Annotated in this window: 23 protein-coding genes; 16 read left to right on the forward strand and 7 right to left on the reverse strand. The window is 59.7% G+C overall.

The window, feature by feature from the left end; genetic code table 11:
• Window positions 1–236: 236 nt before the first annotated feature.
• Together VHB22_RS15275 and VHB22_RS15280 are read left to right on the forward strand one after the other, a co-directional pair.
• Entirely contained in the window at window positions 237–2,180 is a 1,944-nt protein-coding gene (locus VHB22_RS15275; protein ID WP_325457844.1) for an acyl CoA:acetate/3-ketoacid CoA transferase, read from the forward strand.
• Between the two features lie 366 nt (window positions 2,181–2,546).
• Window positions 2,547–3,569, forward strand: a complete 1,023-nt coding sequence (locus VHB22_RS15280) for a c-type cytochrome (protein ID WP_325457845.1) — start codon at window positions 2,547–2,549, stop codon at window positions 3,567–3,569.
• Window positions 3,570–3,577: 8 nt separating this feature from the next.
• On the opposite strand, the gene VHB22_RS15285 is transcribed toward VHB22_RS15280, so the two are convergent.
• Window positions 3,578–5,134, reverse strand: a complete 1,557-nt coding sequence (locus VHB22_RS15285; RefSeq protein WP_325457846.1) for a P-loop NTPase — start codon at window positions 5,132–5,134, stop codon at window positions 3,578–3,580.
• Between the two features lie 176 nt (window positions 5,135–5,310).
• On the opposite strand from VHB22_RS15285, the gene mobA reads away from it, so the two are divergent.
• The 3 genes from mobA to moaA all read left to right on the forward strand — a co-directional run bounded on the left by mobA (window position 5,311) and on the right by moaA (window position 7,613).
• Window positions 5,311–5,934 (forward strand): molybdenum cofactor guanylyltransferase MobA, encoded by a 624-nt coding sequence (gene mobA, locus VHB22_RS15290; protein ID WP_325457847.1) that lies wholly within the window; start codon window positions 5,311–5,313, stop codon window positions 5,932–5,934.
• A gap of 13 nt (window positions 5,935–5,947) precedes the next feature.
• Window positions 5,948–6,499 (forward strand): molybdopterin-guanine dinucleotide biosynthesis protein B, encoded by a 552-nt coding sequence (gene mobB, locus VHB22_RS15295; protein WP_325457848.1) that lies wholly within the window; start codon window positions 5,948–5,950, stop codon window positions 6,497–6,499.
• 64 nt (window positions 6,500–6,563) lie between these two features.
• On the forward strand, window positions 6,564–7,613 hold the full coding sequence (gene moaA / locus VHB22_RS15300; RefSeq protein ID WP_325457849.1) for a GTP 3',8-cyclase MoaA: 1,050 nt from the start codon (window positions 6,564–6,566) through the stop codon (window positions 7,611–7,613).
• 19 nt (window positions 7,614–7,632) lie between these two features.
• Here moaA and VHB22_RS15305 read toward each other — a convergent pair whose 3' ends face one another.
• Together VHB22_RS15305 and hpt are read right to left on the reverse strand one after the other, a co-directional pair.
• Entirely contained in the window at window positions 7,633–7,995 is a 363-nt protein-coding gene (locus VHB22_RS15305; protein WP_325457850.1) for a response regulator, read from the reverse strand.
• 36 nt (window positions 7,996–8,031) lie between these two features.
• Complete coding sequence (gene hpt / locus VHB22_RS15310) at window positions 8,032–8,574, reverse strand: hypoxanthine phosphoribosyltransferase (RefSeq protein WP_325457851.1); 543 nt, start codon at window positions 8,572–8,574, stop codon at window positions 8,032–8,034.
• Between the two features lie 174 nt (window positions 8,575–8,748).
• Between hpt and ftsE the strand changes: the two genes are divergently transcribed.
• From ftsE to VHB22_RS15340, 6 genes are all read left to right on the forward strand, one after another.
• Window positions 8,749–9,405, forward strand: coding sequence for a cell division ATP-binding protein FtsE (gene ftsE, locus VHB22_RS15315; RefSeq protein WP_325457852.1), 657 nt, complete (start codon window positions 8,749–8,751; stop codon window positions 9,403–9,405).
• Window positions 9,389–10,489, forward strand: coding sequence for an ABC transporter permease (locus VHB22_RS15320; RefSeq protein WP_325457853.1), 1,101 nt, complete (start codon window positions 9,389–9,391; stop codon window positions 10,487–10,489). Before ftsE ends, VHB22_RS15320 begins: the two co-directional genes overlap by 17 nt.
• A 196-nt stretch (window positions 10,490–10,685) precedes the next feature.
• A complete protein-coding gene (locus VHB22_RS15325) occupies window positions 10,686–11,300 on the forward strand; it encodes a YdcF family protein (RefSeq protein WP_325457854.1) in 615 nt (204 codons plus the stop codon).
• Window positions 11,293–12,093: a lysophospholipid acyltransferase family protein gene (locus tag VHB22_RS15330; protein ID WP_325457855.1), complete on the forward strand. Its 801-nt coding sequence runs from the start codon at window positions 11,293–11,295 to the stop codon at window positions 12,091–12,093. The genes VHB22_RS15325 and VHB22_RS15330 overlap by 8 nt, the downstream gene beginning before the upstream one ends.
• Window positions 12,094–12,224: 131 nt before the next feature.
• Window positions 12,225–14,660, forward strand: coding sequence for an adenosylcobalamin-dependent ribonucleoside-diphosphate reductase (locus VHB22_RS15335; RefSeq protein WP_325457856.1), 2,436 nt, complete (start codon window positions 12,225–12,227; stop codon window positions 14,658–14,660).
• Window positions 14,661–14,908: 248 nt separating this feature from the next.
• On the forward strand, window positions 14,909–15,334 hold the full coding sequence (locus tag VHB22_RS15340; RefSeq protein ID WP_325457857.1) for a hypothetical protein: 426 nt from the start codon (window positions 14,909–14,911) through the stop codon (window positions 15,332–15,334).
• Window positions 15,335–15,350: 16 nt separating this feature from the next.
• Here the strand turns inward: VHB22_RS15340 and VHB22_RS15345 are convergent, their stop codons facing one another.
• Together VHB22_RS15345 and hisC are read right to left on the reverse strand one after the other, a co-directional pair.
• Entirely contained in the window at window positions 15,351–16,313 is a 963-nt protein-coding gene (locus VHB22_RS15345; RefSeq protein ID WP_325457858.1) for a prephenate/arogenate dehydrogenase family protein, read from the reverse strand.
• Window positions 16,313–17,416 (reverse strand): histidinol-phosphate transaminase, encoded by a 1,104-nt coding sequence (hisC, locus tag VHB22_RS15350; protein ID WP_325457859.1) that lies wholly within the window; start codon window positions 17,414–17,416, stop codon window positions 16,313–16,315. The genes VHB22_RS15345 and hisC overlap by 1 nt, the downstream gene beginning before the upstream one ends.
• A gap of 148 nt (window positions 17,417–17,564) precedes the next feature.
• Here hisC and metX point away from each other — a divergent pair, with 148 nt between their 5' ends.
• Both metX and metW read left to right on the forward strand, forming a co-directional pair.
• Entirely contained in the window at window positions 17,565–18,770 is a 1,206-nt protein-coding gene (gene metX, locus VHB22_RS15355) for a homoserine O-acetyltransferase MetX (RefSeq protein WP_325457860.1), read from the forward strand.
• On the forward strand, window positions 18,767–19,420 hold the full coding sequence (gene metW / locus VHB22_RS15360; protein WP_325457861.1) for a methionine biosynthesis protein MetW: 654 nt from the start codon (window positions 18,767–18,769) through the stop codon (window positions 19,418–19,420). The genes metX and metW overlap by 4 nt, the downstream gene beginning before the upstream one ends.
• Window positions 19,421–19,424: 4 nt before the next feature.
• On the opposite strand, the gene VHB22_RS15365 is transcribed toward metW, so the two are convergent.
• A complete protein-coding gene (locus VHB22_RS15365; RefSeq protein ID WP_325457862.1) occupies window positions 19,425–20,162 on the reverse strand; it encodes a class I SAM-dependent methyltransferase in 738 nt (245 codons plus the stop codon).
• A gap of 155 nt (window positions 20,163–20,317) precedes the next feature.
• Between VHB22_RS15365 and gloB the strand changes: the two genes are divergently transcribed.
• The 3 genes from gloB (at window position 20,318) to VHB22_RS15380 (ending at window position 23,713) form a co-directional block, all read left to right on the forward strand.
• Entirely contained in the window at window positions 20,318–21,088 is a 771-nt protein-coding gene (gene gloB / locus VHB22_RS15370; RefSeq protein WP_325457863.1) for a hydroxyacylglutathione hydrolase, read from the forward strand.
• Window positions 21,089–21,110: 22 nt separating this feature from the next.
• Window positions 21,111–21,545, forward strand: a complete 435-nt coding sequence (locus tag VHB22_RS15375; RefSeq protein WP_325457864.1) for a cupin domain-containing protein — start codon at window positions 21,111–21,113, stop codon at window positions 21,543–21,545.
• A gap of 209 nt (window positions 21,546–21,754) precedes the next feature.
• Window positions 21,755–23,713 carry an NYN domain-containing protein gene (locus VHB22_RS15380; RefSeq protein ID WP_325457865.1) on the forward strand — a complete coding sequence of 653 codons (1,959 nt, stop codon included), beginning with the start codon at window positions 21,755–21,757 and terminating at the stop codon, window positions 23,711–23,713.
• Window positions 23,714–23,825: 112 nt separating this feature from the next.
• Here the strand turns inward: VHB22_RS15380 and phbB are convergent, their stop codons facing one another.
• Window positions 23,826–24,554, reverse strand: coding sequence for an acetoacetyl-CoA reductase (gene phbB, locus VHB22_RS15385; RefSeq protein WP_325457866.1), 729 nt, complete (start codon window positions 24,552–24,554; stop codon window positions 23,826–23,828).
• Window positions 24,555–24,607: the final 53 nt, after the last annotated feature.

Consider the following 24,607-nt stretch of genomic DNA (forward strand, 5'->3'; position numbering starts at 1 on the left):
GCATTCCGACGCGCGCGCTTGAGCACAAGAGGTGCGGCAAATGCCCCTGGGACGACCACGGATAGTCCGAGGTTACCCTCTTGAGTGGGGCAACCACACTAGAGCTACGCTATTGCGCTAAGGTCGACTGACCGGCAACGTGTCCACGATCGAACAAAGCAACAACCCCCCGATTTCACTGGACGGTGACTGTTCCGCTGAAGTCGAGCGCGGGACCATTCGGGGAAGCGCAACCAATGCTCACGAACAAAGTCGTTACGGCTGATGAAGCCATTGCCCGTATCCGCGAGGGCGACGTCATCGCGACCACCGGCTTTGTCCAGAGTTGTATTCCGGAGGCGCTGCACGCGGCACTCGAAAAGCGCTTCGTCGAAACGAATGCGCCTCGCGACCTGACGCTGATCATGTGCGCAGGCGCCGGCGACAGCAAGGGTCTCGGCACTGGGCGTCTCCATCACGACGGTCTCCTAAAGCGTGTCATTGCCGCAAATTTCGGGCGCATGCCGAAGGTCGCAGCGGCGGCACAGGACAATAAAATCCAAGGCTATAACCTGCCGCAGGGCGTGATTTCGAAGCTCTACCGCAGCTGTGCATCCGGCAGTCCCGGCCTCTTTACGAAGGTCGGTCTGCACACCTATGTCGATCCGCGTCTCGGCGGCGGCAAGGTCAATTCGATGACGAAGGAAGATCTCGTCAAACTGGTCGAGGTCGAGGGCAAGGAATGGCTTTTCTATAAAGCGACGCCGATCGACGTGGCGCTAATCCGGGCGACGAGCGCCGATCCTCTCGGCAATCTCAGCATGGAAAAGGAAGCGCTGACGCTCGATGTGCTGGCGCAGGCGATGGCGGCGCATAACAATGGCGGCCTCGTGATCGCTCAAGTCGAACGTCTCGTTGCCGACGGATCGATCAAGCCGAAAGACGTCAAAGTGCCGGGCATTCTCGTCGATTGCGTCGTCGTCGCCGATCCTCCCGAGATGCACCGCATGAACTACGGCGTCATGTACGATCCGGCGCTAGCAGGCGAGGTTCGCGTGACCGTCGATAGCTTGCCGAAGATGAAACTCGACGAACGCAAGATCATCGCGCGGCGCGCGGCTTTCGAATTGCCGCCAAACGGCGTTATCAATCTCGGCGTCGGCGCGCCGGACGGTGTTGCTAACGTCGCGAACGAAGAGAAAGTTACGCCGTATCTCGTCATGACGACGGAAGCGGGCGCAGTCGGCGGCGTGCTTGCGGGAGGATCGAGCTTTGGCTCGTCGGCCAACGCGCATTCGATCCTCGACCAAAACCAGATGTTCGATTTTTATCATGGCGGCGGGCTCGACTTAACGTGCCTCGGCATGGCGGAATGCGACAGCCTCGGCAACGTCAACACGAGCAAGTTCGGTGGCAAGCTCAATGGCTGCGGCGGCTTCATCGACATTTCGCAAAATGCGCGCGCCGTGGTTTTCGCGGGCACCTTCACCGCGGGCGGACTCAAGATTGCGATCGAAGACGGCAAGCTTCGCATCGTGCAGGAAGGCCGCGCCAGGAAGTTCGTGAAGCAGGTCGAACAGGTCACGTTTTCGGGTCAGTACGCGGCGCAAAAATCACAGCCCGTGCTTTATGTGACGGAGCGTTGCGTGTTTCAGCTCACGGAGCATGGACTCGAATTGATCGAGGTGGCGCCGGGCATCGACATCGATCGCGATATTCTTGCACACATGGCGTTCAAGCCGCACATTCATAAGCCCATCCCGATGAATCCGGCATTGTTCCGCGACGAACCGATGGACTTGTTGTCGGATCTTTTGAATCTGAAGCTTGGCGAGCGAGCAAGCTATGATCCGGCCACCAATATGCTCTCTATCGACCTCAGCGGTTGGAGCGTGCGCAAAAAGAGCGACATCACGGATCTGCAGAAGGTGATCGCCGGAAAGTGTGAGGCTGCCGGACGCCGGGTGAATGTCGTCGTCAATCAGGACGGATGCCGGATCGCGGAAGACCTTTATGAGGATTACGCGAACATGGTCGCCTATCTGATGAAGAACCATTACGCGAGCATGGCGCGTTACGCGACGAGCGACATCACGCGTCAGAAGTTACAGGATGCCCTCCGGCGGCGCGGGTTGAAGACGCAGATCTACGAGCGCGCCGAGGATGCTAAAGCCTCGCTGGAGCAACAGGCGGCAGAGTAAACAAGCGAGCGATCGGCGAATGGCCGGAAAATCCGGCCATTGCGTAATGTGAGAGCGCGCTTGGAGCCGAAGACGCGTCAGGCAGCGCTTGACGATCCGAATTCGTTGCACGGCTTAATCTCTTCAAGTGCCGTGCCGGTTTCCGGCATGCCTTGAGGCACGACGGTGTCCTGGGACAGTCCCCCCAAACGGCGTCGATAAAAACTTCGCCGAGCTCGTGCACGACACCATGCTGCCGCCTCTCCACAAAGATGTTGATACGAGCAAATCGATGCGGGTCCCGGAAAATTAGAAACTCTTTGAGAAACATTCGGCAATGGGAGAAATTTTTCCGCTAATATTGCAATGACTCAGCCGGTGCCCCTCATGGTCAAATCCAGGATCGCGATTGCCTGCTTCACAACCTTTGCCGCGACGGTTGCCGTTGCGGGATTGCCGGCTTGTCAAGCGGGCGACGCACCCGCGGCGCAAAGCGCATCCCCTTCAATGGATGGACCAGGGGTTGTTCCAGACATCGACAAATTGCCGGACAATACGTGGGGACGAACGGTCAGGTACGGCCGCGACCTGATTACCAAAACCTCGTCGCTTATTGGCCCGGAGGTCCCCGATCCGTCGCACCGGTTTGCCGGAAACAATCTCAATTGTCAGAGCTGCCACATCAAAGCCGGTACAAAAAAATTCGGCCTTCCGCTGATCGGAATTTACGCGAATTTTCCGGCCTACGCAGCGCGTCTGGGCCGCGTCGAGACGATTGGAGAGCGTATCCAGGGCTGCATGGAGCGGAGCATGAACGGCAGGCCGCTTCCGCCGGATGGTCCGGAAATGACCGCCATGATGTCATACCTGAAATTTCTATCGACCGGCCATCAGGTCGGCGCTCCAGTCGCGGGGCGGGGCAGCGGCAGCATGCGAGAACTCAACCGCGCTGCCGATCCGGTCAAGGGTGCCACGGTCTATGCGAACACCTGCGCGGGATGTCACGGGACAGACGGGCAAGGTCAGCGCGTCGGCAAGGTTGGAGATGGCAAGGGATACGTCTTTCCGCCGCTCTGGGGACCGGACAGCTTCAACGACGGCGCCGGAATGAACAAGATTATCGACGCAACAAACTTCATTCATAGCAATATGCCCGATGGAACAACCTGGCAAAATCCAACTCTGTCGCCAGAGGACGCGTGGGATGTTGCGGCCTACATCGATTCACAACCGCGTCCCGCTATGGCGAATCTCGGCCGTGACTTCCCGAACAAGCTCGAAAAACCTGTCGATACGCCATATGGTCCTTACGCTGATGGATTCACGGCCGAACAGCATAAGTTCGGCCCGTTCGGACCTATCAATGCCGCTGTCCGAAATCTGAAAGCCGCGAGCGCGGCGCGCAAATAGAGCGGAGGCTACTCTCGCGTGAGCCCTTTGGCAGCGAGTTCTTCGAGATATTTGGTCCAGCGCGCGTCCTTCTCGCGGCCGAGCAGATGCAAGTAGCCCCACGTGTAAAGGCCGGTGTTGTGACCGTCATCGAAGGCAAGACGGGTGGCGTAATTGCCGACTGGGGTCATGCCGGTGATCTTAACGTTCTTTTTTCCCGGAACCGTAATCCGTTGCGAGGGCGAATGACCTTGCACTTCCGCGGAGGGGCTTACGACGCGCAGGAATTCGGCTGAAAGATCGAACGTGCGCCCATCCGGAAAAGCAGCTCTCAGGTTTTTGCCGCTGTCAGTAAGCTCAAGGTGCGGCGGCGGTGTCAGTGTTCCTTTGGCGCGCTCGACCTCGCCCCAGACATTCGCTGCAAGACCACGGAAGATTTGCGCATAGGCGCTTTCCGGTGCCGCAACGGTCACGGGCTTGCCGCTGTCGGATGTTTCGCGAATTTCCATGTGCAACGGCACTTCGCCGAGGAACGGCACACCCAGCTTTTGCGCTTCGTCGCGTGCGCCGCCGTGGCCGAATACGTCGGAACGTTCGCCGCACTTGGGACACAGGAAATAGCTCATGTTCTCGACGATGCCGAGGATCGGTACCTCGACGCGCTTGAACATCGCGATGCCCTTACGCGCATCGATTAGCGCCAAGTCCTGGGGCGTCGAAACGATGACGGCACCTGAAAGCGGCACGCTCTGGGATATCGTCAGCTGAATGTCGCCGGTCCCCGGCGGCATGTCGATGACGAGTGCGTCGAGATTGCCGGTGTCGCCTGCCCAATCGGTTTCGCGCAGCATCTGACTCAGCGCCGAGACGACCATAGGTCCGCGCCAGACGACGGGCGTTCCTTCATCGACGAGAAAGCCCATCGACATGACTTTCAGGCCCCAGCCTTCCAGCGGAGTAATGACTTTGCCGTGCGCGACGCGCGGTTTTCCTGAGACGCCAAGCAGGCGTGGCTGCGAGGGGCCGTAAATGTCGGCGTCGATGATCCCGACCTTCAGACCGAGAGCTTGGAGACCGAGAGCAATGTTGACCGCGACCGTCGATTTTCCGACGCCGCCCTTGCCGGAGGCAACGGCGATGATGTGCTTTACCCCGGGGACGGCCTGGGCCCTAACCGAATGTCCGGTTCCGGACGCGGCTTGGCGGGGACCTGCTCCGTCGCCGGTGGCTCCCTTGGCTCGGGCGGCCTGGACACGTGGATGCTCTGCGCGGCCGATGGGCAGCACCGTTCGCGTTGGCGATGGGGGCGTAGGTTTCGCGCGCGCAACGGATCCGGCGGCTGCATCGGCCGTCAGGACTGCCGTAACGCCGCTCACGCCTTCGATACCGGAAACGACTTTTTCTGCGGCGAGACGCAACTGCTCCAATTCCTCGGCGCGATCGGGCGGCACGGTGATTGAGAAATATGCGTGATCGTTCTTGATCAGTATTTCAGACACGAGGCCGAGATCGACGATGTTGCCCGTGAGGTCGGGGCCTTTAACTCGGCGAAGTGCTGTGAGCACGTCGCCTTTTTCCAGCGGCATATTGGGAAATCTCCTGAGCGCAGTCTCCACCGCGCAAACGTAAACGGTTCTTCGCCCGATATATGTCGGGTAGACGGATGATGGAAGCCGGATACGCCAATAAAGACCACGACTTTAGCTTGTTTGGACTTTGATCGGTTCTTGCGGCGCGCAAGCGAGACATTTAAGCGTGCCACATGGCAGCAAAGCCCCAGATTCTCGGCGTTATCCTGGCAGGTGGTAAATCGCGGCGCTTCGGCGGAAGCGACAAGGGGCTCGCCGAGCTTGCGGCGCAACCTGTCCTCTCCCACGTCATCGCGCGCTTTCGCCCACAGGTCGGCCGATTGGTCCTGAATGTTAATGGCGACGCCAGCCGTTTCGCACAATTCGGCCTTGAGACGATTTCCGACCGCGTCGAACCGGAGCTTGGCCCGCTCAGCGGCATCCTTGCGGCGCTCGACTGGCAAAGGGAGAATGCCTCCGATTGCACTGCGATCGCGACCGTTTCGACGGACGTCCCCTTTCTGCCGCTCGATCTCGTGGAAAAGCTCGATGTCCAGCGCGGTGACGGCGTTGCCATCGCGATGTCGGCGGAACGGCGGCATCCAACCATAGCTCTCTGGCCTCTCGGCGCGCGCGACGCGGTCGTAGACGCCTTGAAGCGACGGGCTTTGAGCGTGAATGCGCTGACGGAGGGCCTCAAAGCCGTTGCTGTGCCGTTCGCGATGCGCAACATTGACGGTGTTGACGTCGATCCTTTTTTCAACGTCAACACGAGGGACGATCTCGCAATTGCGAAGGCTCTGATCGGCAAGATCTGAAAGGGATTAAGCGATGTCTTTTGATTCCTCTGTGCCGCAGCCTGCCCCACTTTTTGGCATTGCAGGATGGTCCAACTCCGGCAAGACGACGCTCATCGAAAAGCTGGCAGGGCACTTTGCGCAACGCGGCCTCCGTGTCGCGACCATCAAGCATACGCATCATAAATTCGATATCGATGCGCCGGGGAGCGACACGGCGCGACATCGCGCTGCCGGAGCCGCCGAGACGGCCATCGTTTCAGGATCGCGCGTGGCGATCATTGAAGAAATCGAAACGGCAGGAGAGCCGGCACTTGATGCCGTTGCGGCCAGACTTGAGCCTGCGGACATAATCCTTGTGGAAGGCTACAAATCGGCAGCCATACCGAAAATCGAAGTGCGACGCGCAGCTGTTGCCCATGAACGGTTGCTTGCGGCCAGTGATCCGCATGTTTTGGCCATTGCGGCCGATTATGAACTCGACGCGCCCGGCAAGGCGGTTTTTAACCTCGATGACGTTGTCGGCATCGCAGAACTGATCGAAAAAGCCCTCGGGTCATTCAAAAGCCTGAGGCATCGGGCATAAAGCACAAAACGTGCGGTCTTGCGGCCTCTTGCCCTCCTCCGCCCAACCTCCGATATTAAGGCGAATGGCGCAGGTTTCAGCAGACACGTCGCTGGCTCTACAGCGAATTGATAACGCTCAACAACTCGTCGATCCCTTCGGACGGGAGATCGCGTATCTGCGCGTATCGGTTACGGACCGCTGCGACTTCCGCTGCGTGTACTGTATGTCCGAACATATGACCTTTCTGCCGAAACGCGATTTGCTGTCCCTTGAGGAGCTCGATCGTTTGTGCGCGGCGTTCGTCCGCCGGGGCGTCAAGAAACTCCGCATCACAGGCGGCGAGCCGTTGGTTCGCAAGAACATCATGTGGCTGTTCCGCGCTCTTGGCCGTCACCTTGAAAGCGGCGATCTGCAAGAGCTGACGTTAACGACCAATGGCAGCCAGCTCGAAAAATACGCCAGCGAGTTGAAAGCAGCGGGCGTCGAGCGGATCAACGTTTCGCTCGATACGATCGATGCGGTGAAGTTCCGAGCGATTACGCGTTGGGGTGATCTCGCGACGGTTCTGCGCGGTCTCGACGCGGCGGAAAAAGCGGGGATCAAAATCAAGATCAACGCCGTGGCCCTAAAAGGCGTCAACGAAGATGAGATCGAGGATCTGATCAGGTTCGCCCATGGTCGCGGCGCCGACATGACGTTGATCGAAACCATGCCTCTCGGCGATATCGGGGAGGATCGCACGGCGCAATACCTGCCGCTGTCGATGGTCCGAGCGAAGCTTATGGATCGCTTCACGCTACAGGAAAGCGCGTTCCGGACCGGAGGTCCGGCGCGCTACGTCACCGTGAAGGAGACAGGCGGCCGCCTCGGCTTTATTACGCCGCTTACGCACAATTTTTGCGAAAGCTGCAATCGCGTCCGGCTGACCTGTACGGGGACGCTCTTTATGTGTCTGGGTCAGGAGGACGCAGCCGATCTTCGCGCGCCGCTTCGCGCTTCCGATGACGATACGTTGCTCGATACCGCGATCGTCGAAGCGATTTCAAGAAAGCCCAAGGGACACGACTTCGTCATCGACCGACGGACGAAAAAGCCATCCCTGACGCGCCACATGAGCGTGACGGGCGGCTGATTCCGAATGCCGATGTGTTTCAAGTCAGCGCCGAACGCACGACTTGCTTGATCTGCTCCAGCGTAAACGGCTTTTCGAGCGACAACAGCCGGCGTACGCGAAGACGAGCCGCACGGTCGAGTTGATCGGAAAATCCCGACATCAAAACGAGCGCAAGGCCAGGTCTCAAAACGAGGGCTTTTTCGGCGAGGGAGATACCATCCAGCTGGGGCATATCGACGTCGGTGACCAATAGATCGACGGTAGCGGCGTTTCCTGCGAGATAATCGAGCGCCTCAAGACCGTCCTGCGTGACGTGGACAGTATGTCCTTCAGAACTCAAGGCGCGCTTGACGAGATCGCGCACGGCCGCATCGTCATCTGCGAGCAGGATCGTCGCCATGTCACAGCACCTCCCTCGGTTGATCCCGACACGGGCTCAGTCCACGAGCCGTCCGACAAATGGCAGTTCTCTGTAACGATGTCCGACATCCATGCCGTAACCGACGACAAAAACGTCCGGACAAGTGAACGCGCAATAATCCGGCTCGATCGAAACGGCGCGTGTCGTCCTTTTGTCAAGAAGAACGCAGGTCTCGATTTTCTCTGCGCCGCGCGCCGAAATCAGGTCTTTTGCGAAGGCTAAGGTTCGTCCTGAATCGAGGACATCATCGATCAGGATCACGTGCCGATGGTGCACATCGAGGTCCAGGTCGCGCAAAATCGATACCTGACCCGACGATATCCGGCTTTTCCGGTAGCTCGAAAGCGTCAGAAAGTCGACTTCCGGCGTAAGCCCGGCTGCATAGAGGGCTCGCAACAGATCCGCGGCAAAGACGAAGCTTCCCTTCAGGATCGGAACGACAAGCAGGTTTTGCGGCCGCTTTGAGGCAATCTCGGCCGCCAAAGCCTGCAATCGCTCGCTGATCTCATCTGCTGAAAAGATCGTCTCGATAGCGAGCCCCGTTTTCGTATCAGACATGCAATTTACCCAAAAAAATGCCGACAGCCCACTGCGGCCGGTCATAATCATCCAGCTTTCTGTGTACACGACTGCGCCACAATCGTAATCGATTGATCGGTGCTGGATTGGCGTGTCTATACGCGCCTGGATGTAAGCACGAGTCTGATTTCTCCCAGCGAGGCTGATACTCCCGTGATTCGGTTGACGAATGTCGGACTGAAATACGACAACGGACCGGCGGTGCTGACGGATGTCACGTTCCACCTGCGGCCCGGCTCGTTCCACTTTTTACACGGAGAATCCGGGGCGGGAAAAACGTCGCTTTTGCGACTGATGTTCATGTCCCTGCATCCGAGCCGCGGCGCTTTGCAGATGTTCAATGAGGACGTTACGCGGGTCGGGCCGCAGAAACGTGCTCAGATGCGCCGCCGGATTGGTATCGTTTTCCAAGATTTCCGGCTTCTCGATCATCTGACCGTCTGGGAAAACGTCGCTTTGCCTCTGCAGGTCACGGGGAAGAGGCCCGCCGATTACCGCGAGGATGTGACAGACCTGCTGCAGTGGGTTGGTCTTGGGGACCGGATGTATGCTAATCCCTCCGTCCTGTCGGGTGGAGAAAAGCAGCGAGCGGCGATCGCGCGGGCCGTCATTGGCAAGCCGGAAGTGTTGTTGGCCGACGAGCCGACGGGAAACGTCGACCCCCAGATGGCGCGACGGTTGTTGCGCCTTTTCGTGGAGTTGAACCGGCTCGGCACGTCGGTGGTCATCGCGACGCACGATTATCAACTGATGCGGCAGTTCAAGGCGCCGCGCATTGAGGTGCACAGGGGCCATGTCCGGATCATCTAGCCGCTTTCCCGGACGTGCCGAACCCGCCATGCCGGCTGGGGGCTACGATCCATACGACGAACCGCCGACGATGCTGCCCACCGGCGCAGCCTCATACCAATACAATGGATCGGACGCTCATGCGACGATTGAAACGACGGACCCCTATATTCCGCCGCGCGGCAGCGATCGAAGCCGAAAGATGAAAGTGATGGCGCCCGTCGTGCCGCCGGGCTCCGTTACCGGCCGTTCGCTAACGCTCGTCATCGCGATCATGTGCTTCCTTGCCTGTCTTACCGCGGGTGCCGTATGGATGATCAAGGAGTCCTCCGATGCCTGGCTCAAGGATATCGCAAGCGAAGTGACGGTTCAGGTGACGCCGCAGGAGAACGGCGATACCGACAAGGCCGTCACCGATGTGGTTACCTATCTTCAAAAACAGCGCGGCATTGCGAATGTCAGGGCGCTCAGTCTCGACGAATCCGCCGATCTCCTGAAGCCCTGGCTGGGCTCCGGCGACGCGCTCAAGTCACTTCCCGTTCCGCGCCTGATTGCGGTCCAGGTCGATCGTGACAATCCTCCGGCGCTTGCAGACGTCGGCGCAGCGCTCGGACGGGAGTTCAACGGCGTCTCTCTCGACGATCACCGGCGGTGGCAACGGCAAATCCGCGCCGTTACGCGATCAATGGCGTTAGGCGGGCTAGCGATACTGGCGCTTGTCGGAGCAGCGACGATGGCGATCATTGTCTCGGCGACGCGTAGCGCGATGGCATCGAATCGGGAAATCGTGGAAGTCCTTCACTTCGTCGGAGCGACGGACAAATTCATCTCCCGCGAGTTCGAGAAGCATTTTCTGCGGCTCGGTATAAAAGCGGGAATTGTGGGGGCGACGTGCGCGATGGTCGTCTTCATGAGTATGCCGGCCATAACGGAGCTTCTGGGCGGCGGGGCTGTGAGCGCGGTCGAAATGCAGCGACTCATTGGCACCGGGTCGCTCGATGCCCTCGGTTATGTGATCCTCGGCCTCGTCGTGATCATTATCGCGGGCCTGTGCATGGGGACGTCGCGCGTCGGCGTCCATCGCATTCTGAACGGCCGACATTAGCAGAGCCCGCAATGCCTGGGCCATGGCGGTGCAGGCTTGCGACATCACGCAAAATGCGAAAAGACAGGCGCTCATGCTGTAAGCTGCCCGCTCCGTAAGAATCGGCTATGCGTCGGGACCGGCGGCTTGCGGCCGATCCTTTGCACCATTCAACGTCCGTGATCCGATGAAGGGGTTTTCGCAATCAGTCGTTTCAATGCTAGCGCTCGCTCTTGGCGCGCTGGTATTCGGATTCCTGCTGTTCGCGATTTCCGTCACGCGGGAGGACGTCAATGGCGAAGATAAAGCCGACGGAATCGTGGTTTTGACGGGTGGCGATCTCCGGATGGAAGCGGGCGCTAAACTCCTGTCGGAAGGCAGGGCCAAACGACTCCTAATCTCCGGCGTCAATCGCAAGGTTACGCGACGAGAGATGCAACATCTGCTTGGGCTAGACGCGAAGACATTCAACTGCTGTGTCGACCTTGGCTATGAGGCGCTCGACACTGTCGGCAATGCGGACGAAACGCGGACATGGGCGAAGAATAACGGCTTTGTCCGGTTAATTGTCGTGACCTCTCGCTATCATATGCCACGCAGCCTTGCGGAGCTCGCGCTCGCCATGCCGAATGTGACGTTACTGCCTTTCCCGGTGACTCCGCGCCGCTTTCCAGAGACGGCTTGGTGGTTGCACGCGTCGACGACGCGAGTGCTCGTTTCGGAATACCTGAAATATCTTCCTGCTGTCGCCCGCTTGGCAGCCCAGCGCGTCATTGACTGGCGCGACGATCGTTCCGTTGCCGCGACCCTTCCAAAGCGCGCCGATGGCTAATCGTGCGGAACGCCGCCCGAGCGGTCTCGTGATCGTCAGGTCGCTGATTTATTTCTTTACGTTCTATATTGTGACCGCGCTCTATCTCGTGCTCGGGTCCTGGCTGTTGTTGGGTCCGCGATCCTGGGCCATGAAAGGCCTTGAGCTGCACGGACGCACCTGCGTCTGGCTTCTTCGTTTGATTTGCGGAACGAAGCTCGACGTGCGCGGACAAGAAAATCTTCCGAAGAGTGGCTGCCTCGTTGTCGCCAAGCATCAATCAGCTTGGGACAGTTTCGGACTGATTTCTCTTTTCCGAGATCCGGCCATTGTGCTGAAGGACGAGCTGAAATGGATTCCGTTCTACGGCTGGTTTTGCGTCAAGTTCGAGCACATCCTCGTCAAGCGTGAGAAAGCTTCGGCGGCCCTGAAAGCACTGATCCGGGATGCCAAGCAGCGGGTCAGCATCGGGCGCGAGGTCGTTATCTTTCCGGAAGGGACGCGCACGATTCCGGGAGCGCCGCCGGACTATAAGCCCGGTTACATCGCGCTCTATGAGGCGCTGAACGTGGTCACCGTGCCGCTGGCGTTGAACTCAGGGCTCTTCTGGCCGAGGCGGAGCATCTGGCGCTATCCGGGCACGATCGTCGTCGAGTTTCTTCCCTCATTGCCGCCGGGTCTTCCGCGTACGGAGTTTCGCCGTCGCATAGAAACGGAAATCGAAGCGGCCAGCCGGCGGTTGATTGAGGAAGCCGCCCAGGGTGACGAGCCGCCGCCTCTCGCGCGGCAAGCCGAGAGCAAAGGTTCGATTTGACCGGTCATTAGCGGACGCAAACGCGTATCGGCCGCTTGCTTCTTGTCGGACGATTGACACGTCTTCTTTTGGAACATATAGTGAACATGAATTGAAGATGCGGCGCAAATCCCTATATTTCGGGAACCCAAATGAGCGCGATTTTGTCAGGTTTGCCAGCGATTTCCGGCGCCATTTGGCGGCGGAAATACCGCTTTGCCGGATCGTCCACGGCGATCCAGGACCAATCGGTCGAGGACACTTTTCGCCGCGTCGCCACGGCGGCGGCGTCCGTCGAAAAGAACAACAATCTTCAGCAGCAGTGGGCGGGCGCGTTTTACGACGCCATGGCCGATTTCGGCTTCCAGCCGGCTGGCCGAATCCTTGCGGGGGCCGGCACCGACCGCAACGTGACGCTTTTCAATTGCTTCGTGCTGGGCCAAATCCCGGACGACCTGTCGGGTATCTTCGAGAGCGTCAAGGAAGCGGCACTGACGATGCAGGCGGGCGGCGGCATCGGGCACGACTTCTCTACCCTTCGTCCGAGCGGTGCGCCGGTCAAAAGTATCGGAGCGGATGCTTCCGGTCCTGTCAGCTTCATGGACGTCTGGGATGCAATGTGCCGCACGATCATGTCGGCCGGACAGCGTCGGGGCGCGATGATGGCGACGCTGCGGTGCGACCATCCGGACATAGAAGCGTTCGTAGCGGCAAAGGCCGATTCGCAGCGGCTCAGAAATTTCAATCTCTCGATTCTTGTCACCGACGCTTTCATGGACGCCGTGAAACGCGGCGCGCGGTGGGATCTCGTGTTCGAGGGCAAGGTGTATAAAACGGTCGAAGCGCGGACGCTGTGGGATCAGATCATGCGCGCGACATACGATTACGCCGAGCCGGGCGTGATTTTCATCGACCGCGTCAACGCCGCGAACAATCTCTCCTATTGCGAAACGATCTCGGCTACGAACCCCTGTGGGGAGCAGCCGCTACCTCCCTATGGCGCGTGTCTGCTCGGATCGATCAATCTGGCGCGGCTCGTCGAGAAGCCGTTTACGCCGGATGCGCATATTGACGTGGCGAAGCTTGAGGCGCGCGTGGCGACTGCCGTGCGCTTCCTGGATAATGTCATCGATCTTTCACGGTATCCGCTGCCCCAACAGGCGGAGGAAGCGCGCGCCAAGCGGCGGATCGGTCTTGGTGTTACCGGGCTCGCGGATGCGCTGATTTTCCTTGGCCTCTCGTATGGAAGTGCGGCGGCGCGTGAAGCCGCGGCACTATGGATGTCTGTCATTCAGAATGCCGCTTATCGTGCGAGCGCAGCGCTGGCTGCGGAGAAAGGGGCCTTCCCGCTCTACGATGCCGAGGAATTTTTGGCGCGGCCCAACGTTGGGCGGCTCGGCAAGGATGTGCGCGACGCAATTGCGGCACACGGCATCCGCAACGGCTGCCTGACGTCGATCGCGCCGACGGGAACGATTTCGCTCCTTGCGGGCAATGTTTCGAGTGGGGTCGAACCAGTCTTTGATTTTGTATTCCGGCGGCGCGTCCTCGGTGACGACAATGCCGCGACGGAGGAAACGGTCGAGGATTTCGCGCATCGGGTGTTTCGCGCTGCGTTCGGCAGCGACGTGGAACTGCCCGATACGTTCGTGACGGCGGAGACGCTTTCGCCCTCTGAGCACGTCGCGATGCAAGCGGCCTTGCAGCCGTATGTCGACAGCGCCATCTCGAAAACGATCAACTGCCCGGAAGACATCAGTTTCGAAAGCTTCCGCGATATCTATCTTGCGGCTTACGATTCCGGTCTCAAGGGGTGCACGACGTACCGTCCTAACGCGGTGACGGGTGCAGTTCTGTCGCGCGAGACATCTTCCAGCGGGGATGCTCCGCGCAATGAAGCGGCAAAAGCTGCAATTGTTTCGCCGCAGAAAGCATCGGGCAAGTTCGCGAACGAAGATCCGGCGGTGGCTCCTGGCGTTGTCTACATGACAAAGCCGCTCGAACGCGATGCCGCGCTGGAAGGGGTCACATATAAGATCAAATGGCCCGCAAGCGCGCACGCGCTCTACGTCACCATCAATGACATCGTCCGCGATGGGCGCAGGCGGCCCTTTGAAGTGTTCATCAATACGAAGAACCTCGAACATTATGCTTGGACGGTTGCCCTTACCCGCATGATCAGCGCCGTCTTTCGCCGCGGCGGCGACGTCGCATTCGTTGCCGAGGAGTTAAAGGCGGTTTTCGATCCCGAAGGCGGGCGCTGGATGGATGGGCGTTATGTTCCGAGCCTGTTGGCGGCGATCGGCGACGTTATTGAAGAGCATATGCTCCGGACCGGATTTTTAACGCGCGACGATCCGCACCTGACGCCCGATGCCGAAACACGACGCCAAGCTGTCGCTATTACTCAGGGGTTAAAAGATCCTGCTTCCGATGGGTCATTCGCTCACGCGACGGGCGACCAGGATGTCCTGCATTCGGCTCCAATTGCTGGAGCGCGCATTTGTCCGCGTTGCGGGGATCGCGCGTTGCGGCGCATAGAAGGGTGCTGGACCTGCGCGAACTGCACCTATTCGCGCTGCGGCTAATATTTTCTTCCGCGCAACCTTATTCCAACCGTTACCAGATATTGATGCTTGCACCCGCAAGGCCGACTAAAGCTCAGGCTGAGTGTGTGCAATCTACGTGCTTCTCAACAATTCATTGACCAAGGCTTTTCCGAGTCGGCGGGCCCGTCAAATTTTCGATCCAAAGTTCACGATTCCTCACGTCCCTGAGGGCTATCACGGACGCAAAACAAGTGTACGGCGAAAGTTGCCGATCAGGGGTGTGCGTTATGAGTGCCGAAATAATCTGGCTTGCCGACGTTCGGGCGCGCCGGGCCAGCAAGGAAGCCGAACAGATCGTCGAAGCCATCGCTCCGACAACCTCCGAAAATGCGCCGAGATTCCATTTTTGGACAGGTGCTTCCGGCAAGCGCTACGTGCATACTGTTTATAGCATCTTCGACTGTCCGACGCTCGAAGACGCAAATTACATTCTTGTCCGTAAGATAGACAAATCTTCTCGTGCCGTACTTGCCATTGGCCGGCTTTGCAATCAGTCGCCGACGCTCAATCTCGCCGAAATCCGCCAACACGCGTCGGCCCTCGGCGCCGACGAGGTTCATGTCCATCTGCTCGCCGGATCGCCGCAGGAAGCGCTTGCGGTAGAGGAAGACCTCATCACGGCGCAATTCGCCGCCGGACCGCGCTCGGCTTAAGCGTATTCAGCCTCTGTCAGCGAGCCGATGACTTTGCACCGGCTCCGGCCCTCCGTCCAAAGTCGGGCTGCGGCGTATCCTGGCTCGCCTGGATGATGCCGCGACGGATCGTGCGCGCGTCGGTAAACAGTTTTTCGAGTGTGGCGCCGTCGCCAAAGCGAATGGCGCGCTGCAGCGTGACGAGATCCTCCGAGAAGCGCCCGAGCATCTCAAGGACCGCTTCCTTATTGTTGAGGAAGACGTCGCGCCACATCACGGGATCGGAAGCCGCTATACGCGTAAAGTCGCGAAAACCGCCCGCTGAGAATTTGATGACTTCTTTGTCCGTCACGCGTTCGAGGTGCGCGGCGGTATTGACGATGTTATAGGCAATCAAATGCGGCACATGACTCGTGATTGCGAGTACCATATCGTGATGGTCGGGCGACATGATTTCGACGTCGGAGCCAAGCCGTTCCCAGAATGTGCGCAGTTGCGCGAGCGCGGACTCATCGGCGTCAGCTTCCGGCGTCAGAATGCACCAGCGGCCGTCGAACAATTCCGCGAATCCCGCGTCCGGGCCGGATTGCTCGGTGCCAGCCACGGGGTGGCCCGCGATGAAGTGCACGCCCTCTGGAATATGGGGTGCGATATCGCGCACGACGGCGCTCTTGACCGATCCAACGTCGGAAACGATTGCGCCCTGTTCGAGATGGGGCCCAATCGTTTTTGCGATCGCGGCGTAAGCGCCGACCGGGGCGCACAGAATTACAAGATCGGCGCCGCGTACTGCCTCGGAGGGGTCGGCGTACATCTTCGTTGCGAGGCCCAGTTCCTCGGCGCGCTTGCGCGTCTCGGACGATGGCGAGCTGCCGACGATTTCGCCGACCAGCCCGGCGCGCCGCGCGGCGTGGCTGATCGACGACCCGATCAGACCGACGCCGATCAGCGCCAGCCGCTTGAACATCGGCGCTTCTGCACTTGTCGGATTATCGCTCATCACGCAACGCCTTTGAGAAATTCGGTGAGCGCCGCGATTGTACGCTTGTTGTCGTCCTCCGAACCGATCGTCATGCGAAGGGCGTTCGGAAAACCATAGGCACCGACTTTGCGCAGAATTATGCCTTTTGATTTCAGATATTCGTCGGCTGCGGCTGCGTTCTTCGCGCCGTTATCCTTGAAGTGAAACAGAACGAAGTTGGCGACGCTCGGAGTAACGCCGAGCCCCAGTTTTTCAAGCTCGCCTACGACCCAGGGCAGCCATTCGTCGTTGTGACGCTTGGCTCGTTCCATGTGCTCGATATCGTCGATCGCGGCGGCACCGCTTGCGATTGCGGGAGCCGACAAATTGAACGGGCCACGGATGCGGTTCAGGACGTCGGCAACATTTTCGGGGCAATACACCCAGCCGATGCGCAGCGCCGCGAGGCCGTGAATCTTCGAGAACGTGCGCGTCATCACCGTGTTGGACGTGGTCGCGACCAGTTCGAGACCGGCCTCGTAGTCATTGCGGCTGACGTATTCGGCGTAGGCGGCGTCAAGCACGAGCAGGATGTCGTCTCTAAGGCCCGCGCGGAGGCGACGTACCTCCTCGATCGGAATGTAGGTTCCAGTCGGATTGTTCGGGTTGGCGATGAAGACGACGCGCGTTCTCGGCGTGATGCGGGCGAGGATGGCATCGACGTCGGTCTTGAGGTCGCGTTCGGGAGCAACGATAGGTGTCGCGCCGTTGGTCAGGATCGCGATCCGATAAACGAGAAACCCGTGTTCGGTGTAAATCGCCTCATCGCCTGGGCCGAGATACGCCCGCGCCAGTAATCCGAGAAGCTCATCGGAGCCCGAGCCGCAGACGATGCGGGCGGCGTCCAGTCCGTAGCGGCGCGCGATCCCGTTTCGCAGGAGGGTCGCCTGGCCGTCCGGATAGCGTTCGAGTTCCGATGCCGCGGCCTGGAAGGCCGCAATCGCCTTCGGGCTTGGCCCAAGCGGCGTTTCGTTCGACGACAGCTTTGCCGGCCTGATATTGCCCACTGCCTTGCTCTCACCGGGCACGTAGGCTTCGATGTCGAGAATGCCTGGGCGTGCAATTGGCGCCGTCGTTACCATATTTGTCCCGAGCCACTGAGTAGAATTGCCGTTAGCGGGCGCATTGATAGGGGCTTCACCCGTTGAAATCAAAGTTTAAAGTTGACTTTATTGACCACAGGCCTAGCAAGCCGATACGCCCATTAAACGCAATCAACCGGCCGCCACGATGACCGCCGCATCGCCTGACGTAATCGCCTCTGTCGCAAGGCGACAGTCGGAGATTCATGCCCCGTCGAGCCCCGTCGTCCATTTCGATGAAAGTGCGCCGTTGCGCCTGGCTTGCCAGCAGGATCTCGCACCCTTTTCCATTGCCTATGAGACCTATGGCACGCTGAATGCCGCGAAATCCAACGCCATCCTGATCTGTCATGCCTTGACGGCCGACCAGTATGTCGCAAGCCGCCACCCGATCACAGGCAAGCCGGGCTGGTGGGACAATATGGTCGGGCCTGGCAAGCCGATCGACACCAGCCGGTTTTTCGTCGTCTGCTCCAATGTGCTGGGCGGCTGCATGGGGTCGACCGGCCCGGCATCGATCAATCCAAAGACAGGTGCTCCGTACGGGCTTGATTTTCCCGTCATCACGCTCGGTGACATGGTTGAAGCCCAGGCGCGGCTGATGGACCATCTCGGAATCGACCAGCTTTTCGCGGTCATCGGCGGGTCAATGGGCGGCATGCAGGTGCTCGAATGGTCATCGCGATTCAAGGATCGCGTGTTTGCTGCTGTGCCGATCGCGACCGCGGCTTGGCATTCGTCGCAGAACATCGCGTTTCATGAGGTCGGGCGGCAGGCCGTCATGGCCGACCCCGAGTGGGCGGGCGGCAACTACTATGCTGCCGGGAAGGTGCCGCGGAACGGTCTGGCCGTGGCGCGCATGGCCGCACACATCACCTATCTGTCGGAAGAAGCTCTGCATCGGAAGTTCGGCCGAAGCCTGCAGGACCGTTCGGAGAAAACATTTTCCTTCAGCGCCGATTTCCAGGTCGAGAGCTATCTGCGCCATCAAGGATCGACTTTCGTCGACCGCTTCGATGCCAACAGCTATCTCTACATCACGCGGGCGCTCGATTATTTCGACATGCGCGAAGGCCGCGATGGCGTGCTCGCGAACGCATTTCGCGGGACCAAGACTCGTTTCTGCGTCGTGTCGTTCACATCCGACTGGCTCTACCCTACGCGCGAGAGCCGCCGCATCGTCCAAGCTCTTAACGCAGTGGCGGCCAACGTTTCATTCGTCGAAATCGAAAGCGATAAGGGCCACGACGCGTTTCTGCTCGACGAGCCGACGTTCCACGCGACCGTGCGCGGCTTCCTCAATGCCGCCGCGATCAAACGTGGGCTTGGCGGCGAGACGGAGAAGCAGCCATGAACGCTCCCGACTTGTCGGCACCTGTCGCGGAAAAGAAGACGCACCGCGTCGATCATCTGTTGATCGCCGATATGGTGGAGGCAGGCTCGCGGGTGCTCGATGTCGGTTGCGGCGATGGCGAGTTGTTGCAGCTTCTTTCGGAGCGGCGCGGTGTGGACGGCCGAGGTGTTGAGCTTCAACGTGAAAAGGTCAACGCCTGCGTGGCGCGTGGACTTTCCGTGATTCAGGGAGACGCGGACCGCGACCTCGACAATTATCCCGACCAAGCTTTCGATTACGCCATCCTTTCTCTGACAATCCAGGCGACGCGGCAGCCGAAGACGGTGCTTGAGAATCTTCTGCGTATTGGCCGTCATGCCATCGTGTCGTTTCCGAATTTCGGTCATTGGCGCATTCGCGCGGGACTTCTGTTCGGCGGGCGCATGCCAATGACAACCAACCTTCCGGATGTCTGGTTTCTGACTCCCAACGCGCATCTCTGCACGATCCGTGATTTCGCCGATCTTTGCGCCAAGGTCGATGCCACCGTGGAACGCGCGGTCGCGTTTAACGACTACGAACGGCAACTGCCGATCAAATGGTCGCTCTCGATGCAAAACCTTTTCGGCGAGAAGGCTGTGTTCCTGCTTCGAAATTCGAAGCAACCGTGAATTTTCAACGCCGGCTCGCACCGGCGGTGCCGGTCGTGTCGGCCGTTGTTAGTTTCGCTTGCGATGCTGCAACTTTCCGGCCCGCGGGGATAGGCGCCATGACCTCCTTGTGCGCCTCCACGAGAATGACCCCAGAAACGCCTATAGACATGCTCGTCCCAAAGCGTTCGAGCGTCGGCGCCACGCGCAGAAGAAGCCGGTTGTTCAGGGGCGGGAAATAGAGCGCCTCGCCCCATTCGTCCGGCGTGAACAAGGCATCCGTCAGCTGCATTTCAAGCTGGCGGCGGCTGAACGGCAGACCGTAGCCGAACGGCGTCGCATCGATGCGCGACCAAAGTCCACGCCGGTTCGGCACGACGATCAGGATACGGCCGTCGGGCCTCAAAACCCGCCACATCTCGCGGAGTAACGGTCCAGCTCGCTCGGCTTGCTCAAGGCAATGGACGGCGAGCAGACGGTCGATCGAATTGTCGGGCAGCGGCCACTGCGTCTCCCCGACGAGCACCGTATGGCATTGCCCTGTGGACGGCCAAACGAGTGCACCTTGCCGCGCTGGCATCAGACAGGCGAGACGCTTTGCTTCCGTGCGGAAAGGTCCAAGAAATGGTGAAGCGAAGCCAGAGCCTGCAATCGCCAGGCCGCTGACATTCTTCCACCGCTGCCGAATCGCGGCTGAGAGGTGACGACGCGCCAGCCGGCCAAGCGACGTACGGTAGAACTCTCGCAGATTTTTCGCGTCCATCGGCATAAAACTTGATAGCCGGAGCTTATCCCATCTTGCCCAGACACGCCGCGGCGGTCTAGCCCTCGGGCGGTAATGGCAGCATGCGTCGCAAGTCAGCCGTGCAGCCTATCCTACCATTTGACATCGACGCCGACCGCTACCAGAGTCGCCCCATGGGATCCCTTGAAATCGTTCTTTTACCGTGTCTGGCCGACAATTACTGCGTGCTTCTGCACGAGCCGGAGTCGGGTCAGACCGCTATCGTCGACGCGCCGCATGCCGGTACCATCAAAACTGCACTGAACGCGCGAAACTGGCGACTCAACCATATCTTTGTCACGCACCACCATACAGACCATACGGCCGGTATTCCCGAGCTTAAGGGGCATTTCGGTGCGAGCGTGACGGGTCCCGAAGCCGAGGCCGACCGGATTCCGGGGCTGACACGGGGCGTTACGGCATCGACACGGCTCGATTTTGCCGGCCACCCAATCGAAGTGATCGAGACGCCGGGACATACGCTCGGCCACGTAACTTATCATCTGCCCCAAGACAGCGTTGCGTTTACGGGCGACACGCTTTTCTCACTGGGATGCGGCAGGATTTTCGAAGGCGATCCGCAGATGATGTGGGATTCGCTGTCGAAAATTGCGGCTTTGCCTGACGATACCCGCATTTACTGCGGGCACGAGTATACGCTCAGCAATGCTCGTTTTGCGACGAACGTTGAGCCAGAAAACGAGGCGCTGAAAGCACGCGTCGCCGAAATCGAAGCGCTCCGCGCCGCCGGCAAGCCGACACTTCCGACGACGATCGAAGCAGAGAAAGCCGCGAATCCTTTCCTGCGACCGCAGTCACGTAGAATTCGCGCCAGGCTCGGCCTTGACGGCGCTCCGGACTGGGAAGTGTTCGCGCATCTCAGGCAACTGAAAAACAAGGCGTGATCGACTGAGCAATGGGTGCGACGTGACGTCCGATCTTTCTGCCGACGACATCATCGCGCTTCTGGAATTAGCACCGCATCCTGAAGGCGGGCATTTTCGGGAGACGTTCCGCGATAACGCCGCCGACGGCGAGCGCGCGGCTTCCACCGCCATCTACTTTCTGTTGAAAGCCGACGAGCAGTCCCATTGGCATGCGGTCGATGCCGTGGAGGGCTGGCATTATTATGCCGGTGCGCCCTTGAGGCTCGAAATCGCGCCGAGCGGGGGGCCGATCACGGCCATTCGACTCGGGCCGGACTTGCCCGGAGGCGAGCGTCCGCAAGCCGTCGTTCCCAAGGGACATTGGCAACGGGCACGCAGTCTGGGCCCGTGGACGCTTGTCGGGTGTACCGTTGCTCCCGGCTTTTCGTTTGCCGGATTTACGCTTGCGCCTCCCGGTTTCTCGCCCGCCGATTAAGCGGCGAAGCTGCAACAGCTCAAAACCTTTCGGCTGTCATCCACACGCTGTCCCCAGACTCGATTTCGGCAAGCGTGGCGCATCCGCCTTCCATCCACGGCTTATTTGTCTCTTTGCATATCGGCTTAGCTGGCTCTGCTTGCTGGCGGCCTCAGACTCGTCAACATTGACCCCGAATCAAGTTCCGATTCACACGGGGGTTGCAGTCCATGAAACGCGAGTCCTCAGGACCCGTCCTAACCACGGTGTTTGTCGACTACGACAACATCTATCTTTCGCTGAAGCGCAAAAACGAAGACGCCGCGAAGCGCTTCGCAAAAGACAGCAGCATCTGGCTGCAGGGCATCGTCTCGGGTGAACTGATCACGTCGACATCGCCGTTTCTTGCTGCGTCGGAACGGCGGATCGCGATGAACCGCTGCTATGGCAATCCCGTCCCGCGCCGCAATGCGCACGATAATTCGACGGATATGAACTCATTCCCGTTCATCCGGCATCACTTCCTGCGCGCTGGCTTCGAGGTGATCGATTGCCCGCCATTGACGGCTCAGTTGAAGAACTCGGCGGACATCCGCATCGTGATGGACGTTCGCGACATTCTCAATCATGACACCCACTTTGATGAGTTCATCATCCTATCCGGCGATGCCGATTTCACCCCTTTGTTGCATCGGCTTCGGGCCCATGCCCGGCGTACGATCGTTTTTGCGAACGATCACACGGCGCAGCCCTATACCGCAATCAGCGACGGCGAAATTCGCGAGTCCAACCTGATCGCGATGCTGACAAATACACGCGCGATCTCAGGTGAAAGTCCACGCGAGATTTCGGCTCAGACTTCCACGCCGGTCATCGACGTTGAGGCAGCGCGCAAGTCGATCCTTACCGAGGTGGTGGATTTCGTGCGCGGCGCGCCGCAGGCGGTGCCGCTCGAAACGCTTGCGGATCGGGCCGTCCGCGTCATCGGGCGTGACAAGACAATCGGCACCAATTGGGGCGGCTACGGATCGTTCCGCGACCTCCTACTGGCCGATTTGCCTGAAGACATCCATCTCAGCGATACGGCGCCCTATACCGTGTTTGACGGCAACCGGCACATTTCATCTGCCGGATTGATCGCGCCGCAGCTCGCGCCCCCGGCCACGGAGCCGCGAACGCGCGAATTGCCCTCCGAGCTTTCGGCAGACGCGCAGACGCTGAGCCGTTCGCCGCTATCTGAGATGCAAAAGCCGGCGCAGCCCGCCGCACCGCTGCAGCAGCAATCGCCTCCGTCGAGTCCCTACCATTCGGCGACGCCGCAGACGCGTTATGCGCCTTCGAGTGCGGGGTCATTACCACCTGCACCGCCGATCTCCTCGCGGCCTAGCGAGGCAACTTCGGCTGCGGCCCCTCAAGCGCCCCGCCAACCGATGCAGGCTCAGCGTCCGATAGCGCCACCACCGTCGCAACAGACCGCTTATCAACCCAGCCAGCCGCGCGACATGCCGCGCGCGCCAGCCTCGCCGACACCGCCGCCGATGTCCGCGCAGCCGCAATCGCGCAACGGCGATCAAGCGACCCAGATTCAGCAGTCTATCGCGCGCATCCACGAGGCCTGCCAGGCGCCTGCTCTCGCGCCTGCGGAATATCGCGTGCTCTTCGACGTCATGTCTCAAGAGATTACGGCGAATGGGCTCCAGGGCGCGCAGACGCTGGTGAACATCACGCAGCGCGCCCGCGAGTACGGGCTCGATATCAAGCGTGATGACCTTCGGTTTATCTACGATGTCATCAGCGAAAGCGATCCCTGGTTCGAACAGGGCACATCGGCAACGCTGTTTGCGAGCCGCTTCCGCACCTTCGTCGTCGCGCGTTGCCGTAGCCAAGGCCTCAGTCTTTCGGCCGACGAACTCGATTTGATCGAAGCGTGGTTCTCGGCGCCGCAGCCAACGGGGTCTCAGCGCGCGCTGTCGTATGGGCGGGGCGCGCAGGCACCGGCGGCGGCTCCTGCCCCCCAACTCTCCAAAACCGCTCAAGTGCCGCAGACGGGCGATCAATGGTGGAGCCTTGATGAGGGGCGCCAGCCTGCGGGCCAGCGCAACACGGACCCACGCGGCGCGAACCCTTACGCGCAAACACAGGCGGAAGAAGAATTTCCGCGCATCGTGAGATCGCGTTTCAGGGGTTGAAGAAGCGGGATCGCGGGTCTCGCTTCCAACGCTCCAATAATTTCGCGAAACAAAAATGGCCGCCCTTTCGGGGCGGCCATTTGAATTTCCGGCTTCTGCGATTGCGAAAAACTCAGCTCGCCAGATATTGACCGCCGTTGGCCGTCAGCGTCGATCCGGTGATGAAGCTCGCGTCGTCGGATGCGAGGAAGACTACGCAGCGCGCGATCTCGCTGGGCTCGCCAAGGCGGCCGACGGGGATGTGTGGCAGAATACTCTTTTCGATAACTTCCTGCGGCACAGCCTTGACCATTTCCGTCGCAATATAGCCCGGGCAGATGGCGTTGACGGTGATCCCTGCGCGGGCACCTTCCTGCGCCAATGCCTTCGTAAAACCGATGTCACCTGCTTTCGACGCCGAATAGTTGACCTGGCCCATCTGACCTTTCTGACCATTGATCGATGAGATGTTGATGACGCGGCCGAATTTGCGGGCGCGCATGCCTTCCCAAACCTGGCGGGTCACGTTGAACAGGCTGTTGAGGTTTGTGCCAATAACCTCGTCCCACTGCTGCTTCGTCATCTTGTGAAACATGGTATCGCGCGTGATGCCCGCGTTGTTGACGAGCACTTCAATCGGACCGACGTCCTTCGTGATTTGCTGGATTGCTTTTTCCGTCGCTTCGTAATTGCCGACATCGAATTTGTAGACGGGGATGCCAGTCTCAGCCTGAAACTGCTGCGCGGCTGCATCATTGCCGGCGTAGCTCGCAACGACACGATAGCCGCTGTTCTTCAATGCAATCGATATCGCGTGACCAATGCCGCGCGTGCCTCCGGTGACGAGGGCGACCCGTGCCATAACGTTTTCTCCCTGGCTTTTCTATTTTGTGAGAATTCGGTGGAAGGGGTGCA

Origin of the sequence: Hyphomicrobium sp. (genome assembly GCF_035548195.1) — a bacterium.
Lineage (GTDB): Bacteria > Pseudomonadota > Alphaproteobacteria > Rhizobiales > Hyphomicrobiaceae > Hyphomicrobium_B.